Annotated in this window: 20 protein-coding genes; 8 read left to right on the top strand and 12 right to left on the bottom strand. The window is 65.3% G+C overall.

Annotated elements, in window-relative coordinates; translation table 11 throughout:
- Positions 1-18: 18 nt before the first annotated feature.
- The 4 genes from XH96_RS10825 to XH96_RS10810 are packed head-to-tail and all read right to left on the bottom strand — an operon-like array spanning position 19 to position 4,079.
- A complete protein-coding gene (locus XH96_RS10825) occupies positions 19-1,191 on the bottom strand; it encodes an acyl-CoA dehydrogenase family protein (RefSeq protein ID WP_194392480.1) in 1,173 nt (390 codons plus the stop codon).
- Positions 1,185-1,982, bottom strand: coding sequence for an ABC transporter ATP-binding protein (locus tag XH96_RS10820; RefSeq protein ID WP_194392479.1), 798 nt, complete (start codon positions 1,980-1,982; stop codon positions 1,185-1,187). The genes XH96_RS10825 and XH96_RS10820 overlap by 7 nt, the downstream gene beginning before the upstream one ends.
- Positions 1,976-2,998 carry an ABC transporter permease gene (locus XH96_RS10815; RefSeq protein ID WP_194392478.1) on the bottom strand — a complete coding sequence of 341 codons (1,023 nt, stop codon included), beginning with the start codon at positions 2,996-2,998 and terminating at the stop codon, positions 1,976-1,978. Before XH96_RS10815 ends, XH96_RS10820 begins: the two co-directional genes overlap by 7 nt.
- Complete coding sequence (locus tag XH96_RS10810; protein WP_194392477.1) at positions 2,976-4,079, bottom strand: ABC transporter substrate-binding protein; 1,104 nt, start codon at positions 4,077-4,079, stop codon at positions 2,976-2,978. Before XH96_RS10810 ends, XH96_RS10815 begins: the two co-directional genes overlap by 23 nt.
- Before the next feature lie 475 nt (positions 4,080-4,554).
- Here XH96_RS10810 and XH96_RS10805 point away from each other — a divergent pair, with 475 nt between their 5' ends.
- The gene (locus XH96_RS10805) at positions 4,555-5,535 is read left to right on the top strand and encodes an ABC transporter substrate-binding protein (protein ID WP_194392476.1); all 981 of its coding nucleotides are present in this window, start codon (positions 4,555-4,557) and stop codon (positions 5,533-5,535) included.
- A gap of 321 nt (positions 5,536-5,856) precedes the next feature.
- Here the strand turns inward: XH96_RS10805 and XH96_RS10800 are convergent, their stop codons facing one another.
- Positions 5,857-6,294, bottom strand: coding sequence for a hypothetical protein (locus XH96_RS10800; RefSeq protein ID WP_194392475.1), 438 nt, complete (start codon positions 6,292-6,294; stop codon positions 5,857-5,859).
- A gap of 343 nt (positions 6,295-6,637) precedes the next feature.
- Here XH96_RS10800 and glgC point away from each other — a divergent pair, with 343 nt between their 5' ends.
- Genes glgC through XH96_RS10785 form a run of 3 tightly spaced genes read left to right on the top strand, consistent with a single transcriptional unit; the run spans position 6,638 to position 9,644 of the window.
- Positions 6,638-7,900 (top strand): glucose-1-phosphate adenylyltransferase, encoded by a 1,263-nt coding sequence (gene glgC / locus XH96_RS10795; protein WP_194392474.1) that lies wholly within the window; start codon positions 6,638-6,640, stop codon positions 7,898-7,900.
- Entirely contained in the window at positions 7,897-9,351 is a 1,455-nt protein-coding gene (glgA, locus tag XH96_RS10790) for a glycogen synthase GlgA (RefSeq protein ID WP_194392473.1), read from the top strand. The genes glgC and glgA overlap by 4 nt, the downstream gene beginning before the upstream one ends.
- Before the next feature lie 32 nt (positions 9,352-9,383).
- Entirely contained in the window at positions 9,384-9,644 is a 261-nt protein-coding gene (locus XH96_RS10785) for a SemiSWEET transporter (protein ID WP_024339661.1), read from the top strand.
- Positions 9,645-9,913: 269 nt separating this feature from the next.
- Here the strand turns inward: XH96_RS10785 and XH96_RS10780 are convergent, their stop codons facing one another.
- Complete coding sequence (locus XH96_RS10780) at positions 9,914-10,708, bottom strand: class III extradiol ring-cleavage dioxygenase (protein ID WP_194392472.1); 795 nt, start codon at positions 10,706-10,708, stop codon at positions 9,914-9,916.
- A gap of 155 nt (positions 10,709-10,863) precedes the next feature.
- Between XH96_RS10780 and XH96_RS10775 the strand changes: the two genes are divergently transcribed.
- Positions 10,864-11,043 carry a hypothetical protein gene (locus XH96_RS10775; protein WP_027547875.1) on the top strand — a complete coding sequence of 60 codons (180 nt, stop codon included), beginning with the start codon at positions 10,864-10,866 and terminating at the stop codon, positions 11,041-11,043.
- 7 nt (positions 11,044-11,050) lie between these two features.
- Here XH96_RS10775 and XH96_RS10770 read toward each other — a convergent pair whose 3' ends face one another.
- Both XH96_RS10770 and XH96_RS10765 read right to left on the bottom strand, forming a co-directional pair.
- Entirely contained in the window at positions 11,051-12,511 is a 1,461-nt protein-coding gene (locus tag XH96_RS10770) for a carboxylesterase/lipase family protein (protein WP_194392471.1), read from the bottom strand.
- Positions 12,512-12,586: 75 nt separating this feature from the next.
- On the bottom strand, positions 12,587-12,835 hold the full coding sequence (locus XH96_RS10765) for a hypothetical protein (protein ID WP_194392470.1): 249 nt from the start codon (positions 12,833-12,835) through the stop codon (positions 12,587-12,589).
- Between the two features lie 190 nt (positions 12,836-13,025).
- Between XH96_RS10765 and XH96_RS10760 the strand changes: the two genes are divergently transcribed.
- The 3 genes from XH96_RS10760 (at position 13,026) to XH96_RS10750 (ending at position 16,501) form a co-directional block, all read left to right on the top strand.
- Complete coding sequence (locus XH96_RS10760; RefSeq protein WP_194392469.1) at positions 13,026-15,707, top strand: alpha/beta hydrolase fold domain-containing protein; 2,682 nt, start codon at positions 13,026-13,028, stop codon at positions 15,705-15,707.
- Between the two features lie 130 nt (positions 15,708-15,837).
- Entirely contained in the window at positions 15,838-16,110 is a 273-nt protein-coding gene (locus tag XH96_RS10755) for a hypothetical protein (RefSeq protein WP_194392468.1), read from the top strand.
- A gap of 85 nt (positions 16,111-16,195) precedes the next feature.
- Positions 16,196-16,501, top strand: coding sequence for a hypothetical protein (locus XH96_RS10750; RefSeq protein ID WP_194392467.1), 306 nt, complete (start codon positions 16,196-16,198; stop codon positions 16,499-16,501).
- Positions 16,502-16,525: 24 nt separating this feature from the next.
- Here XH96_RS10750 and XH96_RS10745 read toward each other — a convergent pair whose 3' ends face one another.
- The 4 genes from XH96_RS10745 to XH96_RS10730 all read right to left on the bottom strand — a co-directional run bounded on the left by XH96_RS10745 (position 16,526) and on the right by XH96_RS10730 (position 21,966).
- On the bottom strand, positions 16,526-16,690 hold the full coding sequence (locus XH96_RS10745) for a hypothetical protein (protein ID WP_194392466.1): 165 nt from the start codon (positions 16,688-16,690) through the stop codon (positions 16,526-16,528).
- Between the two features lie 103 nt (positions 16,691-16,793).
- Positions 16,794-17,312 (bottom strand): septal ring lytic transglycosylase RlpA family protein, encoded by a 519-nt coding sequence (locus tag XH96_RS10740; RefSeq protein WP_194392465.1) that lies wholly within the window; start codon positions 17,310-17,312, stop codon positions 16,794-16,796.
- A gap of 370 nt (positions 17,313-17,682) precedes the next feature.
- Positions 17,683-19,278: an NAD-dependent malic enzyme gene (locus XH96_RS10735; RefSeq protein ID WP_246790161.1), complete on the bottom strand. Its 1,596-nt coding sequence runs from the start codon at positions 19,276-19,278 to the stop codon at positions 17,683-17,685.
- A 357-nt stretch (positions 19,279-19,635) separates the two neighbouring features.
- Entirely contained in the window at positions 19,636-21,966 is a 2,331-nt protein-coding gene (locus XH96_RS10730) for a mechanosensitive ion channel domain-containing protein (protein WP_194392463.1), read from the bottom strand.
- Between the last annotated feature and the right edge of the window lie 679 nt (positions 21,967-22,645).

Here is a 22,645-nt window from a genome sequence, read left to right as displayed (position 1 = left end):
CGTCTCCCTGTTGATGTCCTAGAAGCCGAGTGCGGCGCGGCCGAGGCCGACGCGCGTGGAATCGTCCTGTGGCGTGTGCACGCGGCCGCACAGGACGTCGCGATAGTGCCGCTCCAGCGGATTGGCACGGCTGAGACCGTGATTGCCGGTGAGCGATAACGCGTCCTCGACCACGGCCACGGCATTGTTGGTCACCGCCAGCTTGACGGCATTGGACTCGCCGGCGGAAAGCTCGACGCCCTCGTCGACATCGCGGGCGAACGTGTCGATCAGCCGCGCATTGACCGCGAGCCGAGCCTCGATTGCGCCAAGAGTCTCCTGCGCGCGCGGCAGTGTTGCGAGCGGCGCGCCCAGGCTGGCGGGCACGCGCTGTTTCAGGAATGTGATCAGCCAGTCGCGTGCGGCGCGGGCGACGCCGTCATAGATCGCGGCGATGAAGACGGCATGGACGGCCGCCTGTGCAATGTCGGGCGCGCGCCAATCCGCCGGCTTGCGCACGTCGATCTCGGCATCGCGCGGAATCACGACGTCCTCGAAGATCACGTCGTGGCTGCCGCTGGCGCGAAGGCCGTGGTGGTCCCAGGTCTCGACGATGCGCGTTCCCGGCAGGCCTGCCGGCACCAGGAACTGACCGACGCGCGGCTCGGCCTCGTCGGTCCCGGCCCAGACCAGATACCATTTCAGGATCGGCGATCCCGTCGAATAGATCTTGTGGCCGGTCAGGCTCCAGCCGGTCTCGGTCCGACGCACAATCGTCGCCGGCAGGCCGCCGCGCGCGGGTGAACCGAGCTCCGGCTCGACGCGCAGCGCGTTGATCAGCGCGAGGCCTTCCACGCTCTCGCGCGCAAGCTTGCGCGACAGCCGCGCCGGCCAGGTCGGGCTGCGTGCCATGACGAGATGATTGATGTAATGCATCGACAGCACCAGCGCGGTCGACGGATCGGCCTTACCGATGATGCCGATGATACGCGCGGCGTATCGCGCGCCCGCGCCTGCCCCGCCATGAACCGCCGGCACCGTCAGCGACAACAGGCCCGCCTCGGACAGTTCGCCAAAATTCTGGAACGGAAACGTCCCGATGCGGTCGTGCCCGGCGGCGCGCGCGGCAAAGCCTGCCGCGAGCGTCTCGGTGCGGGCGACGTAGTCAGGTTCGCTATGGACCGGGCGGTCTTCGGCTGCGGACGTCACCATGTGGCATCCAACCCCAGCAAGCCGAGGATCTGGCGACGCAGATCGGCCAAATAAGGATCGCCGCGATGGCGCGGATATGGACGGTCGACGCGGATGTCGGCCTTCACGCGCGCGGGACGATCGCTGAAGACGATGACCCGGTTGGCAAGCACCAGCGCCTCCTCGGCGTCGTGCGTCACCAGCAGGGTGGTAAAGCCCTTCCGTTGCCAGAGCGAGACGAGCTCGGCCTGCATGGTGATGCGGGTGAGCGAGTCGAGCTTTCCCAGCGGCTCGTCGAGGATCAGGATCTTGGGATCATTGACCAGCGCCCGCGCCAGCGCGACGCGCTGCGCCATGCCGCCGGAGAGCTGGTGCGGATAGGCCTTGCGGAACGAGGACAGCCCGACGAGATCGAGCGCGGCATCGACGCGGTGACGCTGGCTCTTGAGGATGCCCTGGGCCTCGAGCCCGAGGGCGACGTTGTCCCAGACCGACCGCCAGGGAAACAGGGTCGGGTCTTGGAACACGACCACGCGCGAGGGATGCGGACTTCTGATACGGCTCTCGTCCTCCCGCAGCCTCCCCGCCCTGGGCTTGTCGAGGCCAGCGACCAGCCGCAGCAAGGTCGACTTGCCGCAGCCGGAGGGGCCGAGCAGCGCGACGAACTCGCCGGGCTCGACCGAGATGCTGACGTCGCTCAGCACCGGCAGCTCGGTCCCGTCGATATCGAAGGCATGGCTGACCTGCTCGATGTCGAGCGCGGCGCCGGCGGCCGGATGCGTGGCAATTTCGGCCAGGGCTGCGGTTACCATTTCACGGTCCCCTTCTGCCAGACCAGCAAGCGGTCGCGGATCGAAAACAGCAGTGTGATCGCGCCGGAGCAGAGCAGCGACATCACGATCAACGCCGCGTACATGTTGGCGTAGGCTGCCCAGCCCTGCGCCCACTGCAGGTACCAGCCGAGTCCGGCCTTCACGCCGATCATCTCGGCGACGACGAGCACGGCAAAGGACGAGCCCAGCCCCATGAACAGACCGACGAAGACGTGCGGCAGTGCCGCGGGGATCGCGACCTTCAACACCAGGAAGGACGGCCTTGCGCCGAGGGTGCGCGCGACGTCGTAATAGGCGTTGCTGACGCTCGCGACGCCCGACCAGGTCAGCACGGTGACGGGAAAGCCCGTCGCCAGCGCGATCAGGAAGGTCGAGGCGCTCCAGCTCGACGGGAAGGTGAAGAAGGCGATCGGCAGCCAGGCGGTCGCCGGCAGCGGGCCGATGAAGCGCAGCACCGGATGCACCCAATAGCCGACCGCGCGCGACCAGCCGATCGAGACGCCGGTCAGGAAGCCGACCGTCGCGCCGATCAGATAGCCGCCGAGTTGAAGTTTCACGGACGCAAAGACGCTGTCGAGCAGCTTTGGCAAGTCGTCGGTGTAGACCTCGATGATCGCCTGCGGCGGTGGAAAGAACGGCAGCGGCAGCCAGGCGAATTTTGCCGTCGCGACCTCCCACACGGTCAGGAAGGCACCGAGCGCGACCAGCCACGGCGCCCGCTTGTGCAACGCCTGTCCCGCTGCCCCTAGATAGTCGACGCCGACGGTTCCGAACAGCGCGATCGCCGCGATGACGAAGGCGGCGATGCCGAGCGAATGCGTGCGCGACCAGTCGCCGACGTCCGCCCACCACAGGCAGGAGAGGCCGAAGGCGATCCACGCGACGCTGGCGAGAACGCCGGCGCCCGATTCCCGGAGCCAGGTCGCCAGCAGCGGCACGCGCGAGGTGCGCGGCGCGCCGGAGGCGAGGCCGTCAGACAGCGAATACGTCGACATAGATGCGCTCCGCGAATTTGGCGGTGTCGGTGCTCTGCTTGAAGACCTGCACGCTCTTGAGATCGTCGGCATAGGCCTTGAGCTCGCGCTTGAGCACATCGCCGACGGGATGATGGTGGTGGGTGTGGTAGCGCACCATGCCTTCGATATCGGCGAGAGTTGCGGCCTTCGGCGCGTAAGGCTGGAACGATTTTGCCGCAACCGACGAATTTTGCGAGGTGAACATCGCGGCATCGAGCAGCGCCTGCGTGATGGCACGGGCGACCTGGGGCTCCTCGCGTACCAGGCTGCCGCGCAGGCCGAGGATGCAGCAGCTTTTCTCGCGGTATTCGCCGTCGAGATTGGAGGCGACCTCCTTGTATTGCGTGTCCTTGAGCCAGAGGTAGGCGAGAGGATCGGAGGACAGGAACGCCTGCACCTCGCCCTTCTCCACGGCGACGTTGAGCAGATTGCCGGGATAGGCGCGCCAGTCGACGTCCTTCACCGGATCGATGCCGAGCTTGGCGAGCTGGATCGAGAAGAAGTTCTTGTCGGGACCGGCGAGATCACCGACCGCGACGATCTTGCCCTTGAGGTCGGCGAGCTTGCCGACGCCGGAATCGATGCGCGACAGCACGCGCATGCAGCCGCCATGAGTGCCCGCGGCGATCTTGACGTCAAAACCCTGCTCCAGCGGCTTCAGCCAGCGCAGCGCCATGCCGAGACCGGCATCGCTCTTGCCCGTCGCGATCGCCTCGAGCAGCTGGTCGGTCGAGCCGGAATAGTTGACGAGCTCGACGTCGAGATTGTGCTTCTGGAAGAAACCGTGCTCGATCGCGACCGGCACCGGCGCGAGACAGACGGCGCCGGCATTCCACGACAGTTTCAGCTTGCGCGGCGCGCCGGTGAGCGCGGGCGCGTCCGAGGCCGTGCGGCAGAGCGGAAACTCCGAGAAGTCGACGCCGGGCGCGATGGCGCGCGGTGCGAAGGCCTGTGCTGCACCAAAGGCGCCAAGCGGCGCGGCGAACGCCGCAGCCAACCCCGCCTGGAGTAAATGACGCCGGTCAAGGCTCGATCCTCCGCGCTTGCTATCTTTGTCCATCAGCCCCGCTCCTGAGTTGGCACAGCTCCGCCGTTCGCGCAGCGCATTGCGTTGCGCATGTTCCGTACGGAGATGCGTTGAGAGAATATTCTTCGTCGGCGCTTCCTGCGCCGCGTTGATGCGATGCGCAAATCATGCGGCGTGCGAGCCGCATCGTCAATGAAATGGAATTTCGAATGTGACGCGAAGCGAAGTCATTCTCTCCATCTGCGCGTGCGGGAACGATGAAAGGATTTTCGCTGTCGCGTCGTCATTCAAAGCGGATCGCGACTCCCTCGCTTGCTTCATCCGTATGCATCTTTCGGTTACGCAAGCCGCGCGTTCTCGAAAGCCTCGCTTCATTGAAACGTCCTTGCCGATCGCGCACGCAATACGGTCGGCCATTTCATTGACGACGCGTCGCGCACCCATAGACTTGATCGTCTCGCAGCATCGCTCGCTCACGCGTCGTGAGCCAACTAACAAGACAGGCCATATGAGCATCAACTCCCACGACCATTCCGTCACCCGCCGGCTCGCACTATCGCTGTTCGCCGCCGCCATCACGTTGTCGACGGCTGCCGCAGCCTTTGCCGCGGACGCGGTCGTACTGCGCGTCGGCGACCAGAAGGGCGGCAACCGCTCGCTGCTCGAGATATCTGGATACGCGAAGGACCTGCCTTACAAGATCGAGTGGTCGGAATTCCCCGCAGCCGCGCCGATCCTCGAGGCGCTCAATGCCGGCGCGCTCGATGTCGGCTACACCGGCGACCTCTCCTTCCTCTCGGTCTATGCGGCGGGCGCGCCGATCAAGGCAATCGGCGGCACGCGCTCGGATGCGAAGACGCAGGCCATCCTGGTGCGCCAGGATTCATCGATCAGGTCGGCCGCCGACCTCAAGGGCAAGCGCCTCGCCGGCACGCGCGGCGGCTGGGGTCAGTTCCTGATCGACGCGACGCTGGAGAAGGCGCAGATCAAGCTCGAGGACGCGACCTTCGCGCCGCTCGGTCCCGTCGACGCCAAGATCGCGCTGGTCGCAGGCTCGATCGATGCCTGGGCGGTGTGGGAGCCCTACGTCTCGTTCGCGACATTGAAGGACAAGGCCCGCGTGATCGCCGACGGCGAAGGCCTGACGCCGACCATCACCTTCATCGTCGCCTCCGACAACGCCATCGCCACCAAGCGCGCGGCGGTGCAGGATCTCGTGCAGCGTTTGAACAAGGCGCGGCTATGGTCGCTCGATCACCTCGGCGAATACGCCAGGAACACGGCTGAGCTGACCAGGCTGCCGGAGGACGTACTGCTGTCGGCCTACGCCGCGCAGCACACCAGCCCGATCGTGATCGACGATAACGTGGTGAAGGAGGTGCAGGAGGCCTCCGACCGCGCGACGCGTTACGGCATCCTGCCGAAGAAGCTCGACGTGAGCCAAGCCGTCGACCGCAGCTTCACCGCGGCGGCCGCGGGATCGAATTAAACGACATGACCTTCGAACTGAGCCGCGCGCTCGGTGCACCTCTCCCGCTTGCGGGAGAGGTCGCGGAGCGAAGCAACGCGGGTGAGGGCTCTCGCCTCTTGGGGGTTCTCGCTAGAGGAAACACCCTCTCCCCGGCCCTCCCCCGCAAGCGGGGGAGGGAGCGCACCATGTTCACGGCTACAGGCAAATCCAACAAGGCAAAGGCCGGCCGAATGCGCGCGCTTCGCCTCAAGCCCGGCCCATTGCACCTCGCCGCGATCGTGCTCATGCATGTTGCATGCATGAGCTTGATCGTGTGGCTCTCATTCTAGCCGCGCGGTCTCACCAATAGCCGCGGTAGTAGGGACGGTGATAGACCCGGTACGGCCGGTAATAGCCATAGCCGTAATACGGACGATAGGGCCGATAGTATCGCGGATAGGCATAGACCGGTCTGTAGCCATAGCCGTAATACGCGGGAGCATAACCATAGCCGTAGCCCGGATATCCGTAGCCGCCATAATAGGGGCCGCCATAATAGCCATAGCCGTAAGGCGCGCCGCTGGCGATGGCGCCGCCGATGATCGCGCCGGCGGCGAGACCACCAAGGGCAAATCCCCAGCCGCCGCCGCGCCAATGCACCTGCGTGACATCGTCGCCGGCCGCAGCCTTCATCGTCGCAACGTTGGTCGGCATCGGGCCCGCCGTGGCCTGCCCGATTTGGCCTGCCATGACCACGCCGGCCAACGAGCAGGCAATTGCCGTCTTCCAGATACTCATCGTCTTACTCCCTGTCTGACCTTTCGCTTGGAGAAGGATCGCAGCGTCATGATCGGGCATCCTTGCGCCAAGTCAAAGCCTGGAATTTCAAAGCCTGGAATTTGCGTGCACCGCACAAGACGCATGCCTCCGTTCTGATCAACCGGTGCCCAGCTCGGCGACCTCGCCGCGTGTGACACCGGCGCGACGGCGCCTGAGGCGCGAACACCCGGAAAGCATTAAGCTTCCCGCGCATTCGCAACCAACAACCACCTTCACGATTTACTATTCGTGCCATTACTATCGGTTCCAATGTGCGCGGCCGGGAGGCTTCTCGCGAGCGCCAGAGTTGTGGGAGGATGACATGAGTGCCGCGAGACCCGAGCCGCTTGCCCGTCAGGCGCTGGCGTTCGTCCTGGCTGGCGGGCGCGGCAGCCGGCTCCTGGAGCTGACCGACCGGCGTGCCAAGCCCGCGGTTTATTTCGGCGGCAAGTCCCGCATCATCGATTTCGCGCTGTCGAACGCGGTGAACTCGGGCATCCGCCGCATCGCGGTCGCGACGCAATACAAGGCTCACAGCCTGATCCGGCATCTCCAGATGGGCTGGAACTTCTTCCGCCCCGAGCGCAACGAGAGTTTCGATATCCTTCCCGCCAGCCAGCGCGTCTCCGAGACCATGTGGTATGTCGGCACGGCGGACGCGGTGTACCAGAACATCGACATCATCGAATCTCACGCCTGCCGCTTCATCGTGGTGCTGGCCGGCGATCACATCTATAAGATGGACTACGAGCTGATGCTGCGTCAGCACGTCGAGAGCGGCGCCGACGTCACCGTCGGCTGCCTGGAGATGCCGCGGACGGAATCCTCGGGCTTCGGCATCATGCATGTCGACGAGAACGGCTGGATCCAGCAATTCCTGGAGAAGCCGAAAGATCCGCCGCCGATGCCGGGCAAGCCTGACGTCTCGCTCGCCAGCATGGGCATCTACGTGTTTGACGCAAAATTCCTGTTCGACCAGCTCAAGCGCGACGCCGAGGATCCGAACTCGAACCACGATTTCGGTAAGGACATCATTCCCTACATCGTCAAGAACGGCCGCGCCATCGCGCACCAGTTCTCGACGTCATGCGTCCGCTCCGGCAGCGACGAGCGCGCCTATTGGCGCGACGTCGGCACGGTCGATGCCTATTGGGCGGCCAATATCGACCTCACCGACGTCGTGCCCGAGCTCGACCTGTTCGACCGCGCCTGGCCGATCTGGTCCTATGCCGAGATCACGCCGCCCGCGAAATTCGTTCACGACGAGGAGAGCCGGCGCGGTCAGGCGGTGAGCTCGCTGGTCTCCGGCGGCTGCATCATCTCCGGCGCCTCGCTGCGGCGCTCGCTGCTGTTCACCGGCGTGCGCATCAACTCCTATGCCAATGTCGAGAACGCCGTGATCATGCCCTATGTGAATGTCGGTCGCGGTGCCCACTTGAGGAACGTCGTCATCGACCGCGGCGTCGAGATTCCGGAAGGCCTCGTCGTCGGCGAGGATCCCGAGCTCGACGGAAAGCGCTTCCGCACCACCGAGCAGGGCATCTCGCTGATCACCCAGCCGATGATCGACAGGCTCAATACATGACGCCTGTTCGCGTCATCGCGGTCGCCTCTGAAGTCTATCCCCTCGTCAAGACCGGTGGCCTTGCGGATGTCGCCGGCGCGCTGCCGGTTGCGCTCAAGGCACATGGCGTCGAGATGCGCACCTTGATGCCCGGCTACCCCGACGTGATGCGCCTGATCTCGGGTGCGGAGGAACTCCGGAGCTGGCCGGATTATTTCGGCGGCCCCGGCCGGCTGCTCGCGGGCTCATATGACGGGCTCGATCTGTTCGTGCTCGACGTGCCGCATCTCTATGCCCGGCCGGGCAACCCCTATGTCACCCCCGAGGGCATCGACTGGCCCGACAACGGTGTGCGCTTCGCGGCGCTGTCGCGCGTCGCCGCCGATATCGGCCACGGCCTCGTTCCGGCGTTCGTGCCCGATGTCGTGCACGCCCATGACTGGCAGGCCGGGCTGGCGCCGGCCTATCTGCACTACGACGATCGTCCGCGGCCCGGCACCGTGATGACCATCCACAACATGGCCTATCAGGGCAAGTTCGCTGCCGAGCTGATCGGATCAATCGGCCTGCCCTGGCACTCCTTCAACGCCAACGAGCTGGAATATTTCGGCGGCATCAGCTTCTTGAAGGCGGGCCTGCGCTTCGCCGATCGCATCACCACGGTATCGCCGACCTACGCGAAGGAAATCCAGAGCGACGAAGGCGGCATGGGGCTCGGCGGTCTGCTTCGTGAACGATCCAGCGTGCTGAGCGGCATCCTCAACGGTATCGACACCGAGGTCTGGAATCCGCAAACCGATCCGCACATCGCCTACCGCTTCGGCGCGGAGGACCTGACATTCCGGGCCGCGAACAAGGCGGTGCTGCAGCAGCAGTTCAACCTCGATTCCTCGGACGAGGCGCCGCTGCTCGGCGTCATCAGCCGCCTGTCGTGGCAGAAGGGGCTCGATCTCCTGCTCGAGGCCATTCCGACCATCTTGCGGGAGGGCATGCAGCTCGCGCTGCTCGGCAGCGGCGACCGCGATCTGCAGGATCGCTATCAGGCTGAGGCCCGCGCCAATCCCGGCCGGATCGGCGTCGCGATCGGGTATGACGAGATTTTGGCGCATCTGATCCAGGCCGGTTCGGACGCCCTCGTCGTTCCTTCGCGGTTCGAGCCGTGCGGCCTGACCCAGCTCTGCGCGCTGCGCTATGGCGCCGTGCCGATCGTCTCCCGCGTCGGCGGCCTCGAGGACACCATCGTCGACATCAGCGAGGCCGATGCGTCCGGCCACGATGCCACGGGATTCAAGTTCGGCCCCGTGACGGCGGACGCCCTCGCCGGCACGCTGCGCAAGGCCAACACCGTCTTCCACGACAAGCTGACCTGGCGCCGGCTGCAACGAAGCGGGCTTGCGACCGACGTCTCCTGGCGCAATCGCGCCGGCGACTATGCCACGCTCTATCGCCGCCTCCTGGCGGCCCGCGCGTGAGGCATGGCCGAATCCATGCTATAGAGCCGGGCATGGACCCCTTCGCGATCAAGCTGCTCGGCTTTGCCGCCGCAACCTGTACCACCGTCGCCTACGCGCCGCAGTTCATCAAGGTCTGGAAGACCCGCTCGGCGCGCGACATCTCGCTCGGCATGTTCCTGGTCATGGTGCTGGGCCTGGCGCTCTGGCTCGTCTACGGCCTGCTCTCCGGCGATGCCCCCCTGGTCGCCGCCAACGCGGTCACCATGCTGCTCGCCGGCGGCATCCTGTTCATGAAGCTGAAATACGGGTGAAGTTACTTCGCCTCTCCCCGCCTGCGGCAGGGCTATCGCATATGAGAGCTTTTCTCTCCGGCCATCCTTCGAGACGCCCGCTTTAGGCGGGCTCCTCAGGAGGAGGACGGAGCGTGTGGCTGCAATTTCAACGGGCACTGACGCTGACCAGCCTCATCCTGAGGAGGCGCGTCAGCGCCGTCTCGAAGGACGAGGCGTGCGCGCAGGCCGCCGCAAGAAGTCATATGCGATAGCCCCCTCCCGCGTGCGGGGAGAGGGAGAAGAGATCATCACCCGAACACATACGACGCCATCGCCACGTTCGCGACCTCGTCGACGAAGACGCGGCGTCCGACGTCGCTGCCGGCAGCACCGGCCGCCACCATCAGCGGCAGCAGATGATCCTCGCGCGGATGCGCGAGGCGCGCGCTCGGTGCATTCTCCCAGTCGACCAGCATCGCGTTGCGGCGCGCCGCATCCGGATTGCTGATCGCCTCGTTCAGATAGGCCTCGAAGTCGTAGGAGACCGGCTTGGACTCCGGCCGGTTGAAGCCGCGCATGTTGTGATAGGTGAGCCCGCTGCCGACGATTAGGATGCCGGTATCGCGCAGCGGAGCGATCGCCTGTCCCACCTTGATGTGCTCGGCCGCATCGTAGCTCGATTTCAGCGACAGCAGCACGATCGGCATGTCGGCGTTCGGATACATCAGCCCGAGCGGAACGAACGTGCCGTGATCGAAACCCTGGTTGGGGTCCTCCCGGCAATCGAGGCCGGCATGCGTGAGCAGCGCCTTCACTTGCGCGGCAAGCTCGGGCTTGCCCGGCGCCGGATATTTGAGGTGGTAGGTATGCTCGGGGAAACCGTAATAATCGTACACCATCGGCGGATGCGGCGAGGTCGACACCGTGAAGGCGTCGGCTTCCCAATGTCCGGTGATGACGAGCACGGCCTTCGGCCGCTCCGGCAGCAACTGCGGCAGACGACCGAATTCCTGCGCAGTTTTCGCATATTGCACCCGCCTGTCCTCCATAAACGGCCAGGGGCCGCCGCCGTGGGACAGGAAGAACGTCGGAAATCGAGTCATGGATGCCGGCTCGTCTGGTTCGCAACATGCGCGTGCATAGCCGCGCGATCAAGGGCGAGCATAGGCAAACCCGCATGGTTAGCAAGTCGTTAACGATTTGCCGCTCAGAATCGGTGTGGCCGAAGGAGTCGGCCTCAAGACAAGTGAGACGTGAGATGAGGAAGTTTGCGCTGGGGGACGTCGTCAACAGTGACAAGGGCCGCCGCGGTGTCGTCCGTGCCGCCTTCAAGTCGCGGGAAGGCCAGCAGTTCTACGCCGTCGAGAAGGACGGCGCGATGGACTATCTGGAGGAAGACCGGCTGAGCCCGGCGCCGCGCGTCGAGCTCGCCGCGTAACTCCAACTCATTTGCTGCCCTCACCTGCGAGCCTGTCGAGACGCTCCGCCAGCGGATCGTCGCCGCTCGCGATCCGGTCGTTCGTGATCAGCAGCAGGCGATCGCCACTGGCCGTGTCCCAGCGTGGCAGGTCGGGACCGTTGGGATCGCCGCTTCTCGCGAAATTGATCCAATAGGCGCGCATGCGGCTCGCGAGCCCGCGATCACCTCGCGACAAGATTCCGGCGCCGGGCACGCCTTCCGCACCGAAGATGAACTGCAACTCCCGCCCGTGGCCAGCTTCCGGATTCGCGCGCCGGGCCTCCGGCACATAGGCGAAGCGATAGCGAAACGTCGGCGCACCACTTGCGACGTGCAGGCGAGCCAGCAATCGCGCCGGCTCCGAGAAGACCTTGTCGGTGTAGAACCTTGCCGCGAGATCCGAGTTTCTGGCGAGGTCCGGATAGAGCTTGCGCAGTTCGTCGCTGGGAATGCCGGACGACGCAAGCGCCTTCTTGATGTCGATCTCATCGTCCAAGCCCGTCTCGTCGTCGTTCGAGCCGATGATCAGGGGAATGCGGCTTTGACGTCCGGCCGTAAAGCCCGGGGCGAGATCCTCGGTCACCAGACGCCCATCCATCGTCGGCGCGAAGCTGCGCGGCGACTTCTCCAGCAATTGCCGTTCGGCGGCCAGCACGCGCCGCGGCTCGGCTGCGCGCAAATCTGCCCCAAGCGCGGCCACGAACTGCCGGCCGATGGCCTCTGCCTCTTGCACTGAGCGCAGGCGCGCACGAGCGGGCACCGATTGCAGAATGGCTTTCTGGAAGAGGTCGCGTGATTGCGCAGACAGCATCAGGAGCGCGACCGACGTCGCGCCTGCATCGCTGCCAAGCAAGGTGACGTTATCAGGATCGCCGCCGAAGGCCGCGATGTTGTCGTGCACCCAATGCAGCGCGGCGATCTGGTCCATCAGGCCGTAATTTCCGCCGCTGTCCGAAAGCGCGGCATGAACGATCCAGCCGAGCGCGCCGAGGCGATAATTCACGGTAACCACGATGAGGCCCGCCTGCGCCAGCCTGGCGCCGTCGAACAGCGGATCGTTCGCCGTGCCCGAGACGAAGCCGCCGCCATGGATGAACACCATCACCGGCAATGAACCGTCGACCCCGAAGGGACGGAACACGTTCAGCGTCAGGCAATCCTCGCTCGCATCCTGCAGCGACGGTTGAAGGCACGGCGCACCATAGTCGTAGGCGGTGCGCATCTCCGAGCTTTCGGTCGTCGGCTGCGGCGCGCGCCAGCGCAGCGCGCCGACCGGCGGCGCCGCGTAAGCCAGCCCCTTGAAGGACGCCACCTCGCCTTCCACGGCGCCGAGCATCTGTCCTTCACGCGTCAACGCGAATGGAAACTGTCCGACCGGCTGAGCCTCAGCCGATCGTGCGCAACACAGGACTGCGCAAGCCGCAACGAGTGCAAGCAAAGACCGCATCTTCGAAGATCTCGATGAAGGATCCCGGGCAGGTTATGTCCAGGGCCGTCAGCGAGGCAAGCCTCGCGCCCGCGCCTAGCCGCCTTTGCCCGTCAACTCCGCCAGCGCGCGCCGCGCGACGATGCCAAGCTCGCCGAGCGTGCAGTGGCCGGACTCCGCCGCCTCGATCAGGCGCTCGGCGATGAACCTGCGGCTGTCATGATCGCCGCCATGCGGCAATTGGCGGCATGTCTGCTCGAGAACGACGTCCATGTTCGCTTTGGTTCGCTCACTCAACTCTGTCATGACGCCCGGCCGGTACGCGTGGCTTGTAAGCGCAAGCATACACAGAAGGATGCGCTCTGATTACCCCGGGCTATCACGGCCATTGTGCATCGCGATGCGTGTGGTGCCGCAAACATTCGCGCGGTCGCGATGCGCCGCAAACAACCACCGGGGATTGCACTTGCTCTGATGACAAGCTGAACCTGCGGCGATAGCCTGCCGGCAAAACAAAACATACGGGAGGAATGCCATGCCTGACGCAATGGTTGCCACACGTGTCTCCGATGAGCGCGGAACCGCTCAGCAGGTCGACGTCGCCGTGGTCGGCGCCGGATTTGCCGGCCTCTATCTCTTGCACCGCCTGCGCAAAGCCGGCTTCTCCACGGTCGCCCTCGATGAGGCCGGCGATGTCGGCGGCACCTGGTACTGGAACCGTTATCCAGGCGCGCGCTGCGACATCCAGACCATCGACTACAGCTACACCTTCGATCCGGAACTCGAGTCGGCCTGGACCTGGTCGGAGAAATACGCGACCCAGCCCGAGATCCTGCGCTATCTCGGTTTCGTCGCCGATCGCTACGGTCTCAGGCGCGACATCCGTTTCAAGACCAAGGTCACCGAAGCCAGATGGGACGATGCGTCCGAGCGCTGGCAGCTTACGACCGACAATGGCGCACCGGTCTCCTGCCGCCATTACATCATGGCGACCGGCTGCCTCTCCGCGCCGAAGCCGCCGGAGATCGACGGCGTCAAGGACTTCAAGGGCGAGGTCTATTTCACCGGCCGCTGGCCGCATGACGGCGTCAACCTCGCGGGAAAACGCGTCGCCGTGATCGGCACGGGCTCGTCGGCGATCCAGTCGATCCCGCTGATCGCCGAGCAGGCCGCACATCTCACCGTGTTCCAGCGCACGCCGAATTTCGCGTTGCCCGCGCATAACGGCCCGGCGCCGTCGGACCGCATGAGCCTGCTGCAGGGCGATCGCGCCGCCTATCGCGAGCAGGCGCGCCAGTCGATGGCCGGTGTGCCCTATCCGCAGCAGACGGTCGTGAGCTGGCAGCTCACCGACGCCGAGCGCCGCGCGCGGTTCGAGGAAGCCTGGGGCAAGGGCGATCTCGTCTACATCCTGACGCAGTTGTGGGCCGACCAGGCGGTCGACCTCGAAGGCAACAAGCTGATCTGCGATCTCATCCGCGAGAAGATCGCAGCCGCCGTGAAGGACCCGCAAACCGCCGCGGCGCTGATGCCGGACGATCATCCCTTCGGGGCGAAGCGCCCCTGTCTCGACACCAACTACTACGCCACCTACAACCGGCCGAACGTCACGCTGGTCAATCTGCGCCAGGAGCCGATCAAGGCGATCACGGCAGGCGGCATCACGACGGCCAGGCGCAGCATCGACCTCGACGTCATCGTGTTCGCGACCGGTTTCGACGCGATGACCGGCGCGATCCGCGCCGTGCACCCGATCACCGGGCGCGGCGGCAAGTCGCTCTCCGACGTCTGGGCGAAGGGACCGGAGACCTATCTCGGCCTCACGGTCGCGGGCTTCCCGAACTTCTTCATGATCACCGGCCCCGGCAGCCCGTCGGTGCTGTCGAACATGGCGGTGTCGATCGAGCAGCATGTCGACTGGGTCGTCGATCGCCTTGCCGCGCTGCGCGAGGCCGGCTTCACCACGATCGAGCCGACAGAAACTGCGCAGGCCGGCTGGGGCCGGCACATGGCGGACTGTTCGACGCTGACGCTGCACCGGCTCGCCAATACCTGGTACACGGGCGCCAACGTACCCGGCAAGGTCCAGGGGCTGATGCCCTATACCGGCGGCGTCGGCCCCTATCGCAGCATCTGCGACGAGGTGGTCAGCCGCGGCATGCTCGGCTTCAGGCTCACCGGACCCTACGTTGCTGCGCAGTGCAATGACGGCGAGGTGGTACGCCTGCAGCCGGACGTGCGGCTGGTGCTGAACCTGCTCGCATCGCTCAACCTGCCGCCGATCGAGTCGATGGGCGCGATCGGGGCGCGCGCCTTCGTCAACGAGTTCAACAAGAGCCGCCCGGCCGGACGGCCGATCGGCGAGATCGTCGACGGCACCCTGCCCGGCGCCGACGGTCCGCTGCCCTATCGCGTCTACAAGCCGGCAACGCCCGGGCCGCATCCGGTCGTGGTCTATTTCCACGGCGGCGGCTGGGTGCTCGGCGACGAGCAGTCGGACGAGCCGTTCTGTCGCGACATGGTGCGCCGGACCGGCATGATGTTCGTCAGCGTCGGCTATCGCCATGCGCCGGAGCATCGCTTCCCGACCGCGGCGGAAGACGGCTATGCGGCGACGCGCTGGATCGCCGAGCACGCCGGCGAGCTCGGCGGCAAACCGGGCCCGGTGCTGGTCGCGGGCTGGAGCGCCGGCGGCAACATCGCAGCCGTCACCTGCCAGCTCGCGCGCGATCGTGGCGGGCCCGAAATCGCGGGCCAGCTCCTGATATGCCCGGTCACGGACTGCACCTTCGATCGCCCGTCCTACAACGACAATGCGACGGGCTATTTCCTGACGCTTTCGCTGATGTACTGGTTCTGGGACCTCTACTGCTCGCCGGCCGACCGTACCGATCCGCGCGTCTCGCCGCTGCGCGGCAAGGTCGAAAGGCTGCCGCCGGCCTTCGTCGTCACCTGCGAGTTCGATCCGTTGCGCGACGAGGGCGTCGCCTATGCCGAGGCAATGGCCGCAGCCGGCGTCCTGGTCGAGCAGCTTCAGGCCCGCGGTCATTTCCACTCGTCCTTCACCATGGTCGATGTGGTGATCACCGGAGTGCCGGGCCGGGTGCGGATGGCCGAAGCCTTGCGCCGCTTTGCCGGGCTTCCGCCGGAGGTCAGCCGCGGCGACGAGCACAGCAGCGGTCGGCCCAGCCTCAAGATCGCGGCTGCGGCGAGCTGATCGCGACGAGACGGCGGGAACCTTTTCCCGGCTGCCGCGTTGAGGCGCTTGCGGCATTGAGATGCAGCGATAGGTGTGAGCCCCGGCACGCAAATCGGCGTGCTGGGGGCTTCTTGCGTGAGGCCAGACGATGGGGGATGCGGTCGCGGGTTCAAAGGTCGATTTTGGTGCGCTTGCGGTGCTGCACAAATGGCCGTCGCTTGCAAACCAGCGCCGGCCGGACCGGGAATCATACCAGATCAGCGAAGGTACCCTCGACGAGTGCATCTCGGCCTTCATGGAGAAACCGGCAGCGACCCGGCATCTCTATGAGATCCGGACGGCGCCGCAGCCGCCACTCGTGACCGAGACCCTCTCGCCCGAGCACGTCATCGAGCTGTCGCGGCTGAGGGAGTTTCTCTGACGGCAGCTTGCAAGCACGCGCGGAGGAACCTTCGTCCGGTCCTCTCCGTTGTCAGCGATCGGAAGCCAAGGCGTGAGCGCCTCAGATGCTTGAAGCTGGCATACCTTCACCTGCCGTGCCCTATGGCGCAGACCAGACTCTCTTCGTGGTGATCGATCGCCTCGACCGGTCGACCGAAATCCGCATTGAGCGGAGCGATCTCGAAACCACGATCGACGAGCTCGTCGCCGGCTGCTTCAACGACCCCGTCAAGGTGATCTCGTTCAACACGCTCGAGCATTGGATGAAGGACATCTCGGCCGATGTCGCCTGCGAGATAAAGGCGCGCTGCGACATCGATGGCGTGATGCTGCCCGACTATCTCAGCGACTTCGTCGAGAGCCACCGCTAAAGCCCGTTGCGCTCAAGGCATGGTTTACGGGGAACGCGTGCCGCGGTGCTTGCCGGCGATGACCTCGATCTCGCGGCGGCGCTCGCCGGCGAAGGTCAGGAGCTTTTCGATCGTCAGCGTATCCGTGATCCGTTTGGCGAGCCGCTCGGCGCGCGCAGCCTGATCTTCGAGATACTTGATCGTGTTCAAGCGCCGCCTCCCCGAATGCCCCGAATTGTGTGGGCAGCCATGGTGATCGAGAAGCAGCTAACAGCCGGTTAAGCGCGCCGCATTGGTCTTGCCGAGTCGTGCCCTATTGCACGACCTCCAGCCTGACATTGGTGATGCCCTTGTCGACCATGCCGAGCGCCTCGGCTGCAGAAGGGGTGATGTCGACCACGCGCCCGCGAACATAGGGTCCGCGATCGTTGACCCTGACGGTGACGAAGCGGCCGGAAGAGGTATCGGTGACCCGCAGCTTGGTGCCGAACGGCAGGGTCGGATGCGCCGCAGTCAACTCGTTCTTGTCGAACTTCTCGCCGCTCGCGGTTTCCGTATCCGAATAGAAGCTGGCGACGCCGTGCGAGGGGGTCTGCTTGGCATCACGGTCCGGGGCACGCGCCCGCCTGATCGTGCGTGGATGCAGCGCCGCCACCCTTTGCGGCCGCTCCACCGCGGCATGCCGGCTGGTAGCGGCGAGATCGGCCTTCTGGCGGCCCACCGGCGCTTGCGCGCAGGCGGCGAGCGATGCTGCGGCGACGACCGCGAGCAGCGGCCGGCACGAGGTTGCGAAGGAAATCCGGGCAGTTTCGGCACGTGCAATGCGAGACATGGTACGCCCTCCGAACGGCCGGATTTTCGGTCGGCAATGAGGGCAGAACCTTGTCGGAACAAAAGCGGCTCTGGGGCCGCGGCCGTTTCACGACCGGCTGTGACGATTCCACCACAGTGCGTGTTCTGAATCGGCATAGACGGCCCCAGATGAGCGTGGCGGGCTTTGGTTGAATCCTTGCCCGGACCGGCCTCGGTCACCTCTCCCGCAAGCTGGAGAGGGGGCTCACCGCCGTCGTCGCAGCGATCAATCCTCATTTCATCGCGCTTTGGCCAGCGCAGGGGTAACGAAAATCGGGCGCTACGCCAGAAACCTGGCGAGCGCCCGACTGGATTGCGTTCCGGCGCCGATCAACTGTCGGCGTGGTGCCTCAGTATTTCGGCTCGTACATCTGCGACTGGACCAAAGCCTTCACATCATTCGGCGCAGGTCCGTCCGCGAGTCCGCGCTGATAGGCGACGTCGGCAACGGCCGCAGCGATGCGGACCGAAACTTCGCGGATGCGCGGCAGTGCCGGATAGAGACTGCCTTGCGCGAGGTCCTCCTTGCCGACGCAATCGGCAAGCGTATGGGCCGCCGCCATGAACATCTCGTCGGTGACCAGGCGCGAGCCGCTGGCTATGACGCCGAGGCCGACGCCGGGGAAGATGTAGGAATTGTTTCCCTGGCGCGGCACGAAGCTGCGGCCGTTGAGCTTCACCGGGTCGTGCGGGCTGCCGCAGGCGAACAGCGCGCGGCCCTCGGTGTAGCGATAGGCATCCTCCGCCGAGCACTCGGCCTTCGACGTCGGGTTGGATAATGCGAACACGATCGGCCGCTCGTTGAGCTCGGCCATCGTCCTGAGCACGTCGGGTGTGAACGCGCCGCCAACCGCGGCAACGCCGATGATTGCCGTCGGCTTCAGCGTCTTGATCGCGGTGAGGAAATCGGCGATCGGCGCCTGGTCGGTGTGGGCATAGCGGAGCTTGTGACCGGAGAGGCCCTCGCGGCCGCCGACGACGAGACCGCGGGAATCCACCAGCCAGTTGCGGCGGAGCGCCTCGGCCTCGGTGGCACCCTCGGCGATCATGGCGGACACCACGAGATCGGCGATGCCGGTTGCGGCCTCGCCCGCGCCGAGGAACAGGATGCGCTGATCCCTGAGCTTGCCGCCGGAAATGCGCAAGCCTGAGAACAGGCCGGCGAGCGCCACCGCCGCGGTGCCCTGGATGTCGTCGTTGAAGACGCAGGCTTCATCCCGGTACTTGTGCAGCAGCTTGAAGGCGGAGTGATTGGCGAAATCCTCGAACTGGATCAGCACGCCCGGGAACGTCTTTCGCGCAGCCTGCATGAACTCGTCGACGAAGCTGTCATAGGCTTCGCCGGTCAGCCGCCGCTCGCGCAGGCCGATATAATAGGGATCGTTCAACAGCTCCTCATTGTTCGTGCCGACGTCGAGCACGATGGGCAGGCACAACTCTGGATGCACGCCGGCGCAGGCCGAATAGAGCGAGAGCTTGCCGACCGGAATGCCCATGCCGTTGGCGCCGAGATCGCCGAGGCCGAGGATGCGCTCGCCGTCGGTGACGACGATCAGCCTGGCCGGATAGGGCCAGTTTTTCAGGATCTCCGCGATCTGGCCGCGATCGCGCGAGGAGATGAACATGCCGCGCGGCCGCTGGAAGATCAGGCCGTATTTCTGGCAGGCGAGCCCGACCGTAGGCGTGTAGATGATCGGCTGGATTTCGTCGATATTGTCGACGACGACGCGGAAGAACAGCGCCTCGTTGCGGTCATGCAGCGCGTTCAGGGCGACGTATTTTTCCAGATCCGTCGGCAGCGTGCGCAGATGGGTGAGCACACGCTGGGCCTGCGTCTCCATCGTCAGCACGCAAGGCGGCAGGAGGCCGCGCAGGCCGAGCGTCTCGCGCTCCGCTTCCGTGAAGGCAGTCCCCTTGTTGAGCAAGGGATCGCGCAGCAGCGTCATGCCTTGCTGCGAATTGGACGACGTCGATTGGGCAACGACCCGGGCAGGTCTATTCACGAATTCCCCCAAGGAGCTTCTCATTGAACCGCGGACATTGTCGGCCAGCGCTCCATCCAGATCAAGGACGGAGAGACGGGGGCATTGTGATCTCGCACCGCAGCGAGCTTTTCGCGAACGCCTGGCAGTCTGCACGCGAGAAAAAGGGTTAACGCGCTACTCCGGCTTGATGTCGGCCGTCACAACGAGAGGCTACCATTTCACCGTCTCGGCCTCATGAAAGCGGCCATGGTCGCGCGCTCGGATGCAGACTGAACGCTGCCGAATCAAGCGAGGCAGGCCGGAAATCTTGGGGACAGCTTATCCAGCTGCCCGCCGCGGCGTCAGACTGGCGGCGCTATCCGCCGGTGGCGCGATGTGCATCAAAATGGTCTGGGTGGCGGATGCGACCTCGATACCGTTCTGCTGGAAGCGCAGCTTCATGCGCCGGTTGAATTCGCGCTGGACCGGCCAGCGCCCGGCCTCGGTGCAGCGGATCTGGCCGACGATCGACACCATCGCACCGTCGACCTTGTCGATGCCCCAGAGCTCGAGGTCGCCGCGTATCAACGCACGGAATTCAGGCTCGCGGCGCATCTCGTCGACGATGTCCTTGAGGATCTGGCCGGCACGGTCGGTGTCCTCCTTGTAGGCGACGTTGACGCTGACCGAGGCGTTGCCGGCGCCGCGGCTGGCATTGGTGATGGTCGTGACCGCGCTGAAGGGCACGATGTGGACGGCGCCGTCGCCGGCGCGCAGGCGAATGGTGCGGATCGAGACATTCTCGACCACGCCCGAGAGCCCCGAGACGCTGACATTGTCACCGACCTGGACCGTGTTTTCCAGCAGCAGGAACAGGCCGGTGATGAGATCCTGCACCAGCTTTTGCGAACCGAAACCGATCGCGATGCCGACGATGCCGGCACCCGCGAGCAGCGGCGCGACATTGACGCCGATCTCGCTGAGCGCCGTGAGGCCGACCACCGTGGCGATCAGGCAGAGCAGCGCCGTGCGCAGCATCGGCTGGAAGGTGCGCAAACGCGCGGCGCGGGCATAATGGCCGTCCCGGGACAGCGCATTGATCTGGCGGTCCAGCAGCGCGTTGCTGGCTTCCCAGATCGCGGCTGCGATGAACACGGCAAGGCCGATCGTCACCACGGCCGAGATCAGCCGGCTGCCGATCTGGCCGCCATAGAACCAGACGATGGCGTCGACGCCCCAGACTTCGAGCACCGCGACGAACCCGATGAAGGCGATCACGCCGGACACGATCCTGCGCAGCAGCGGCAGATAGCGGTTGGCGCGGATCTCGAGGCCCGGAAAGCGCTGGAGGATCTCAGGCTTGATGCGGAAGCCGCGGTCGATCAGGCTCAGCGTCACCATGATGACGACGCGCGTGACCAGCGCCACCACGGCCGTGCCGACGAAATATTGCAGCAGCAGCGAATAGCCGTTGCGGATGTTGAGCGCCCAAACCGCCCACAACGCGAGATCGAGCGCGATGGCAGGATAGTGCCAGCCCCCGGCGATGCGGTTGCGCAAACGGGCCGCAATCCCCTGCCGCTCGGCCGGCGCGCGGATGGCGTCGGCGACCTGGCGGCGGCATTGCAGGATGATGACGACGATGAAGAGGTGCACGACCAGCATCACCATGCGCAGCAGTGCGGCGTAGCCGGCGCGATGCAGGCCGAGCAGCAGCGCCACGTTGGCGAAGGCGATGCCGGAGACGCCGACGCCGACGATGCGGCGCGCCCAGATCTCGATATAGGCGGCGGTCTCGGCGCGCACCGGGAACAGGCCGAATGGCCCCACCAGTGCCCGGACCATGCAGATGAGCCCGCGCGAGAACGCATAGGCGTTGACGACTGCGAGGATCACGAGGCGGACGGTGGTGGGCTCGCCGATCTCGGTCCCGAGCAGTGCCGTAGCAACGCCCACGAAGACGATCACGGGAAGCAGTTCGAGCACGATGCGACCCAGCACGAAAGGCAGCCGCAACAACAATTGCCAGATCCGCGCGAGGCTGTGACGGCGCTTGTGCAGTTCCGGCTGCGGGGTGACATCCGCGACCGATGACGGCGGATCGGCGATCGGCAGGACCTGCACTGGCAGACGTGCCGTTTGCGGCACGCGTGCTTCCAGGAACGCGGCCGGGCGCCGGATCAGGCGGAAGATCACCCATTCCGCGCAGAAGGCAGAACCGAACACCAGCGCAAGCTTCCAGGCGATCTCGATCAGGAGATTGTAGGCCGCGGGATCGTTCGCGGTCCGCATGATCCAGTAATAGAACGCCGGAAAGTGCGTGAGCGTCCGCGCCATGCTGGCGATCTCACCGGAGATCTCGCCGATCTCCTCCGACACCGTGAGCAGGAGCTGCGCACCGAGGCCGTCGGCCGAGAGCGGGATCGGCGATTTCGGCTCGGGCGCGGGTTGCTGCGGACCGGACGCGTTGGCGATCACGCGGAGCGTGTCGATCATCTGCGCGCGCTTCTTGTCGTCCTGAAGGGTTTCCAGCGCGCGCTTCGCCTCGTCGGGCGAAAGTGCGGCAGCGCTGTTTGCCGGCGGCGGAGACGGCTCGGCACGGGCGCCGGAGGAATATGGAATCGTGAGGAAGAGAGCGGCGAGGAGCGCCGCGGCCAGCTTATGCGACACGAGGATTCCCTGGAAATATGAATGCGCCAGCGGCGTCGGGACCGTCACCGACGAAGCACATGCATCATGTCGGATTGCCGCTATTCGCCCCGGCCCTGTGTCGGAAGTTGGCCTTTGAGGCGACATTCTCTTGGCATTTGCCGCAATGCAAGATCAGGAGCCGGCGTCGGCGAAACGCCTTCAATCCCCGTACGCGCAAAGACCTCTCCCGTCATTGCGGAACGACGGCGAGGAGGAGGACGGCGGACAGCAGAATGTCATGGATGCCCATCGCGGCGGCCTGGTCATGGCCGTCAGACGCGATCGATGTGATGCAAAATACAGCGCCGGGAAGGTAGGGGCTTTGCCTCACTGATGCAGCCCGCTAAACCTTGTCCCGGCGTGCCGTTCGCGGTTTCTGCCGCTATGCGATAGTCCGAACGAGCTCCATCGCAATTAACGCGGCTGGATTTGCGGAGGTGGCGTCATAGACCTCCCCTTGCTCATGAGGTGGACGTTGCGTGTCGCTTGTTTGCGACCCTCGGCATGGTCCTCCTGCGACACAAAACTGTCAAGCGGGATCAAAGGCCTCGAAATCACATTTGAAGGCGCGTTCCGCGCTGTTCCCGCGCCCGATTGGCCCCGTGAAGCGGTGGAATAAATCCCTGATCGCAGCGTTTGTATCGAAGAGAATATCCGC

Origin of the sequence: Bradyrhizobium sp. CCBAU 51765 (genome assembly GCF_015291725.1) — a bacterium.
Taxonomy (GTDB): Bacteria; Pseudomonadota; Alphaproteobacteria; order Rhizobiales; family Xanthobacteraceae; genus Bradyrhizobium; species Bradyrhizobium liaoningense.
This window is presented reverse-complemented; position numbering and strand designations above follow the sequence as displayed.